We start from the raw sequence: 5,752 nt of genomic DNA on the forward strand, positions 1-5,752 counted from the left end.
GTGCGGGGCCGCCGCCGTCGCGGGAACGGCCCGTGGCTGCGCGGCGGCGAAGGACGAGGCCGGGGGCGTGGTGGACGCCGCGGGCGGGGTGGCGGCCACGGGGGCCACCGTGGACGTGGGCCCTGACGTGCCCGGGGCCGCGCCGCCCTGCGTGGCGGTGGAGTTCCCCGTGCTGGCGGGCGGGCTGGCGGGGCCGCGGCGGGCGCCGGGCAGGAACGCCTTGGGCCGCTGCGGGATGGTGTCGAAGCCCGCGGCGATGACCGTCACCCGGACCTCGTCGCCGAGCGCGTCGTCGATCACCGCGCCAAAAATGATGTTCGCTTCGGGATGGGCGGCGTCGGCGACCAGCTCGGCGGCGGCGTTGATCTCGAACAGGCCGAGGTCGGAGCCACCGGAGATGTTCAGCAGGACGCCCTGGGCGCCGTCCATGCTCGCCTCCAGCAGGGGTGAGGCGATGGCCTGCTCGGCCGCGACGATGGCCCGGTCGTCGCCGCGGGCCCGCCCGATACCCATCAGGGCGCTGCCCGCGTGCGACATGACGGTCTTGACGTCGGCGAAGTCGAGGTTGATCAGACCGGGGGTGGTGATGAGGTCGGTGATGCCCTGCACACCGGAGAGCAGCACCTGGTCGGCGCTGCGGAACGCGTCCAGCACGCTGATGTCACGGTCGGTCATCGCCAGCAGCCGGTCGTTCGGGATGACGATGAGGGTGTCGACCTCGTTGCGCAGCGCGTCGATCCCGGCTTCGGCCTGAGTGGCGCGGCGGCGTCCCTCGAAGGTGAACGGACGGGTGACGACACCGATCGTCAGTGCGCCCAGCGACCGGGCGACGTTGGCCACCACCGGCGCGCCGCCGGTGCCCGTGCCACCGCCCTCCCCGGCTGTGACGAACACCATGTCGGCGCCCTTGAGGACCTCCTCGATCTCCTCCCGGTGGTCCTCGGCCGCCTGGCGGCCGACCTCCGGATCCGCGCCGGCGCCGAGGCCGCGGGTGAGCTCACGGCCGACGTCGAGCTTGACGTCGGCGTCGCTCATGAGCAGGGCCTGGGCGTCGGTGTTGATCGCGATGAACTCGACGCCCTTGAGACCGACCTCGATCATGCGGTTGACGGCGTTCACACCGCCACCGCCGATCCCGACGACCTTGATCACCGCCAGGTAGTTCTGTGGAGCTGCCATGCGGTGTCGGTCCTCCAGCGGCGTCGATGGGCGGACGGGGCGGCGTGTCCCAGCCGGCCGGTACGGCGGGGAATGCTGCACCGAACGGATGGAGCAGGTAACGATCGGCGAGCTTCAACCTTCACCGTCAGCTAGACAGTTAATGTTATGTCAACTTCCAACCGTGGACCGGACAGTAGGGAGGAGTAACCCGGGGGTCAAGGACACGCCCGGCGCGTCACGTCACACCTTTCCCGTCCGTTCGGTCACATCATCCGCCACACCCGGGATGACCGCATCCACCGCACCCGCGATGACCGCATCCACCGCACCCGGGACGACCGCCGCGGCCCGGGTGCGGACCCGGACCGCCCGGCCCTCCCCGGCCAGCCCTCCCCGGCCCGGTCCGGGCCCGGCCGAGCCTCCCGCGCGCTGCGCCGATCCGCCGGGCCCCGCCCGCCAGAACCCGTGAACGCCCCGTGAGGGAATGGTGACCCTGGAACTCCGGGGCCCTGGCCGCCCTCGACCGGGAGCCGCGAACGCCCCGCGAGGGAATGGCGACGGCGACGGCCCGACGGGCGGGTGGGTGGCCGCGGCCCTCGCTGGCCACCTCGGGGGCCACCTCGGGGGCCACCTCGGGGGCCACCTCGGGGCGCAGCGAGGCGTCCGGCCGACCCGCCGTGGCGGCGGCGACCGGTAGCATCAATCCGATTACCCGGAGAAAGTGAACCTCCGATCGTGAATCGGCTGTAATCACACGGCAACGTCCGGTAATCCTCCGCGACGCTTCCGGCCATGGGCGGCCCGTTGTCGCGTGCACGGCCCCGGCAGGTGTTTTGATATCCCTGCGCAGGCTTCCCCGCCGGGTTCCGCCAGCGGGTATCCAGCCAGCGGATCAAAGATATTATGATCATGGTTTCTCCGTAACGTCGGAGAGCCCGGGAACCGAGGGGTGCGATGTGGCCGTCACCAACACCTCCGGGGCTGCCGACCGGCGATGTGACACGGACGAGGCCACCGTGGAACCCGGCCCACGGATACGCCTGGTCACCCCTGGCTCTCTCATCGACCAGAACATGCTGACCGACCCCCTGTCGGGCAAACCGTCCACCACGGGCACGGTGACCCTGCTGTTCACCGACATCGAGGGCTCGACCCGGCTGGTGCGCCGGCACGGCGACCGCTACGGCGACATCCTGGCCGCCTGCCAGCGCCTGCAGCGGCAGGCCTTCGCCGCCCACAACGGCCGGGAGATCGACACCCAGGGCGACTCGTTCTTCGTCGCGTTCCGCACCTCCAGGGACGCCGTGGCGGCGGCGGTCGCGGCCCAGCGCGCGCTGGCGGCACACCAGTGGCCGGCCGGCGCCCGGGTCCGCGTCCGGATGGGCGTCCACACCACCGAGCCGACCGCGTGGACCGGCCGGTTCGTCGGGCTCGGGGTGCATCGGGCGGCCCGGCTGTGCGCCGCCGGGCACGGCGAGCAGATCCTGCTGTCGGAGATCACCCACTCGCTCGTCGAGGACGCCCTGCCCGACGGGCTCGGCCTGCGCTACCTCGGCGAGCACTGGCTGAAGGACTTCGACCAGACGCAGCGGATCTGGCAGCTGGTCGTACCCGGCCTGCAGAGCGCCTTCCCGCCGCTGCGGGCCCCCGACGCGTCCGCCCCGGCCGGGACGCGCGACGAGCCGGCCGCCGGCGCCGACCCCGACACCGACACCGAGAGCGGCACCGGCACCGGGCATTCCGCCGGTTCCCACCTCGGCTGGCTGGCGAGCATGGCGGACGCCGTCTTCGTCGGCCGGGCCGCCGAGCTGCGGGCGCTGCGGGAGGGCTGGGAGCGGGCCCGCTCCGGGCACCGGGTACTCGCGCTGATCAGCGGGGAGCCCGGCATCGGGAAGACCACGCTGGCCGCGCGGATCGCGCGGATCGCGCTCGACGACGGCGGGCTGGTGCTCTACGGCCGCTGGGACGAGGACGTCCTCGCCCCCTACCAGGGCTACCGGGAGGCGCTGAGCGAGTACTCCCGCACCTGCCCGCGCTCCGTGCTGCGCGCCGAGTTCAACGAGCACGCCGACGAGATCTCCCGGCTGTTCCCCGAGGTCGCCAAGCGCATCGGCGCCGTCGGCGCCCCGCTGCCGGGCAACCCCGAGGCCGAACGGTTCCGCCTGTTCGAGGCCATCGACGGCTGGCTGGCCACGATGGCCACCCGCCGCCCCGTCCTGACCGTCCTGGACGACCTGCAGTGGGCGGACCGCTCCTCCCTGCTGCTGTTACAGCACATCACGCGGATGCCGCGGGCCACTCCCCTGCTCGTGGTGGCCACCTACCGCAGCACCGACCACGGGGAGCTCAGCGGCTTCCTGCCCCGGCTGGTCCGGGACGTCGACTGCCGGCGGATCAGCGTCAGCGGCCTCGACGACCACGAGACCGTGACGCTGCTCGGGCGGGTCACCGGCGGCGGGCCGGCCGGGCCCGGCCTCGCGCTGGCCCGCGAGCTGCGGGCGGACACCGCGGGCAACCCGTTCTTCCTCACGGAGATGATGCGCCACCTGGTGGACGTGGGGACGCTGTCCCCGGCTCCTCCCCCGGCCACCGGCCGGACCCCGGCGGACCTGCCCGCGGGCCCGGCAGACCTGTCGGCCCCACCGGCATTGCCGGGCGCGCTGCCAGCGCCGCCGGCTCCCACGGACCCGCTCCAGCCGGACCGGCCGCTTCTGACGGACCCGCCGGGGCCACCGGTCCCGTCCCAGATCGAGATCCCCGAGACCGTGCGGGACCTGGTGCGCTGGCGGCTGAGCCGGCTGTCCCGGGAGTGCGCCGCCGCGCTGGACGTCGCCTCCGTGATCGGCCGCGAGTTCGACGTGGACATCCTCAGCGCCGCGACCAGGATCGACGAGATGCGCCTGCTCGACCTGCTCGACGAGGCGGGGCAGGCCGGCCTGGTGCAGGAGGACCACGACCAGCCCGCCCGGTACGTCTTCTCGCACTCGGTCGTCCGCCGGTTCCTGCGGGACAGCCTGGGTGTCACCCGCGCCGCCCGGCTGCACCGCCGGATCGGGGACGCCTTCCAGGACCGCCAGGCCAGCGCCCCCGCCGAACTCGCGCACCACTACTGGGCGTCCGCGGACCCGGCCGTCGCCGACCGGGCCGTCCACTACGCGCGGCTCGCCGGCGACCGGGCCCTGGCGGAGGCCGCCTTCGACGGCGCGGTGCTGCACTACCGCCGCGCGCTGGACGTGCTGGACCGCAACGGTGGCGGGCTGCGCGCCGAACTGCTGCTCGCCCTGGGTGACGCCCATGGCCGGGCCGGGGAGTACCCGGCCCGCGACACCCGTTTCCTCGAGGCCGCCGCCGCGGCCCGTAGCGGCGGCTCCACCGACCTGTTCACCCGCGCCGCCTTCGGCTACGGCGGGGTGCTGCCCCCGGCGGTCAGCCCCGACCCGCGGGGCCGGGCGCTGCTGGAGGAGGCACTGCAACGCCTGGGCGACGCCGACAGCCCGGCGCGGGCCAGGGCCCTGGGCCGGCTCGCCCACTGGATACACCACGAGCGCCCGTACGCCGAACGGGTCGCCCTCTGCCGGGAGGCGATCGCGATGGCCCGGCGGGTACGGGACCTCGCGACCCTGGCCACCGTGCTGCGCCACCGCTGCTGGGCGCTGGACGGCCCCCGTGACGTCGACGAGCAGCTTGCCGACGCCGCCGAGATCCTGCGGCTGGGCGAGGAGCTCGGCAATCACGAACTGCTCCTGGACGGGCTGCGGATCAAGATGTCCGCGCGGTTCCGGCAGGGGGAGTTCGCCCTGGCCGCCGACACCGCCGCCACCCTCACCGATCTCGCCCGCGAGCTGCGCCATCCCGAGTTCCTGCGAATCGCGTCCATGTGGGACGTGGTCGTCGCCACCGTCGAGGGACGCTACGGGGACGCCCAGCGGATGGCTGGCGACCTGCAGGCCCACCTGCGCCAGCTCGGCCACTCGCAGACCGACCTGATCCCCATCGGCCAGGCCCTCCCGATGCTCTGGCTGCGGGGGCGCCTCGCCGACACCCGCTCGCTCATCGACGACATCGCCACCCTCCAGTCACACATCCAGATCTGGCCGGCGATGCGGGCCTGGCTGAGCGCGGAGTCGGGCGCCCACGACCAGGTCCGCCAGCTGCTCGGCCGGCTCTCGCCGGACGCCCCGGCCGACCTGGACGAGAACTACTCGTGGTGGGCCACCATCGTCGCGTTCATCCAGGCCGTGACCGCGGTCGGGGAGCGGGAGTGGGCAGGCCGGCTCTACGACCTCGTCCTGCCCTTCGCCCGGCACAACGCCACCCTGGGCCTGGCGGGCTTCCTCGGCGCGGTCACCCACCATCTCGGGGTGCTCGCCGGGACGCTCGGCCGCTGGGACGCCGCCTGCGCGCACTTCGAGGCGGCCCTGGAACGGCACCAGACGATGGGCTCCGCGCCGTTCGTCGCGCTCACCCAGGCGGAGTACGCGCTCGTGCTGTCCGCGCGGGGCTGCGACGGCGACCGGGAACGCGCCGAGGACCTGCGCGCGGCCGCGCTGCGGACCGCCGCCGGCCTCGGCCTGCAGGCGGTACGCACCCG

The 5,752-nt window shown here is 74.0% G+C and carries 2 protein-coding genes; one reads left to right on the plus strand and one right to left on the minus strand.

The annotated features are described in order from the left end of the window. Positions 1 to 1,179: cell division protein FtsZ (gene ftsZ, locus NBX02_RS15445; protein WP_250291919.1), on the minus strand; the 1,179-nt coding region annotated here is incomplete at its 3' end. A 938-nt stretch (positions 1,180 to 2,117) separates the two neighbouring features. Between ftsZ and NBX02_RS15450 the strand changes: the two genes are divergently transcribed. Beyond that, a partial coding sequence (locus NBX02_RS15450; protein WP_250291921.1) for an adenylate/guanylate cyclase domain-containing protein occupies positions 2,118 to 5,752 on the plus strand: 3,635 nt, incomplete at its 3' end.

Origin of the sequence: Protofrankia sp. CiP1_Cm_nod1 (assembly GCF_920888515.1) — a bacterium.
Classification (GTDB): domain Bacteria; phylum Actinomycetota; class Actinomycetes; order Frankiales; family Frankiaceae; genus Protofrankia.